The following is a 1,312-nucleotide window of genomic DNA, read 5'->3' as shown; positions in this document are numbered from 1 at the left end:
CTTATCCCTGTCAAGTAGACAATATTAAAAAGACTAAGCAGCCATCGAGATTCGATATTCTATCGGAGCTCGGTGGTTGAGTCGTTTTTGGAACCGTTTATAGTTATAAAAATAAATATACTCTTCAATTGCTTGTATTAAATCTGCTTCTGTTTTAAAATGATTCAAATACAACATTTCCGATTTAAAATGGGAGAAAAATGACTCAATACAGGCATTATCATGGCAGTTTCCTTTGCGAGAGTGGCTGCCAATGATACCTAAACCTAAAAGTCGTTTGTTGTAGGCGTGAGATGTGTACTGGAATCCCTGATCTGAATGGAGAATGGTTCCACGCACATCTCTTTTTTGTGCCAACATTTCAATTGTATCTAATACAAGTTCATTATCGTTGCGCTTGGATATTTTCCAAGAAACAACTTCGTTATTATAAATATCTTGTACAACAGAAAGATACCGAAATCCCTCTTGGAATCGTAGGTAAGTAATATCTGTAACAAGCGCTTCATTTTGTTGGCGATCTTTGAATTCACGGTTTAAAACATTCGGAAAAACATTGGAATAGTTCCCTTTAAAGAAGCGACGCTTCTTTCGAATAATAGATTGAATGTTGAGCTCGCTCATTAAGCGATATACTTTTTTGTGATTTATAAAATATCCCTCTTCCTGTAAAGCGATTTTCATACGTGGATAACCATATTCCTTGTACCTTACGTGAATAGATTGTATTACTTTTTTTAATCGTTTCTCGGATTCTAGTCGCATGTTTTTCATACTTTTTGTATGAATCCACTTATAGTAACTTGAACGATGTACACCCGCAAATTTCGTAAGCCATATAACTGGATATTTCCCCTTTAATGATTCAATGATATGATATCTCACCGTATATTTTAGTGCACCTCCATTTACAGATTCGGATACTGCTTTTTTAAATATTCAACCTGTGCCTTATAGTAGTCACGTTCCTCTTCAATCGTCTTAAAATGAACGCGTTTGCCTTTTAGAGGATTTGATATACCTTTCATTCCACCATTTTTTCCACGAGTATCTGTAATTTCACCAAATTCTTTATATTTTTTCACCCAATTTTTTAGTTGTGTAGAGCTTCTAATCTGATATTTTTCCTTTATCATATTGTAACTTCCTTCTCCGTTTAAATAACTTTGAACAGCCGCTAACTTTAATTCTTCTGAATATGTAATAAATATTGAACCTTTTTTAGTCATGAAAAATCCCCTCCAAGTAATAGTGTAACATCCATGTATGTACATGGTCTTTTTACACTGTCTACTTAAAGGGGATAATATCA

General features: G+C 34.0%; 2 protein-coding genes. Both read right to left on the bottom strand.

What is annotated here, in order from left to right:
• Window positions 1–33: 33 nt before the first annotated feature.
• Window positions 34–885 carry an IS3 family transposase gene (locus BWGOE10_RS29120; protein ID WP_171903166.1) on the bottom strand — a complete coding sequence of 284 codons (852 nt, stop codon included), beginning with the start codon at window positions 883–885 and terminating at the stop codon, window positions 34–36.
• A gap of 23 nt (window positions 886–908) precedes the next feature.
• Entirely contained in the window at window positions 909–1,229 is a 321-nt protein-coding gene (locus BWGOE10_RS29115; RefSeq protein WP_016103355.1) for a transposase, read from the bottom strand.
• Window positions 1,230–1,312 lie beyond the last annotated feature (83 nt).

This window comes from Bacillus mycoides (assembly GCF_001757995.1).
GTDB classification, from domain to species: domain Bacteria; phylum Bacillota; class Bacilli; order Bacillales; family Bacillaceae_G; genus Bacillus_A; species Bacillus_A mycoides_B.
This window is presented reverse-complemented; position numbering and strand designations above follow the sequence as displayed.

Bases quoted from the DNA above. Each gene is read 5' to 3' on its own strand.
- BWGOE10_RS29115 (WP_016103355.1), bottom strand. From the start codon at position 1,229: ATGACTAAAAAAGGTTCAATATTTATTACATATTCAGAAGAATTAAAG.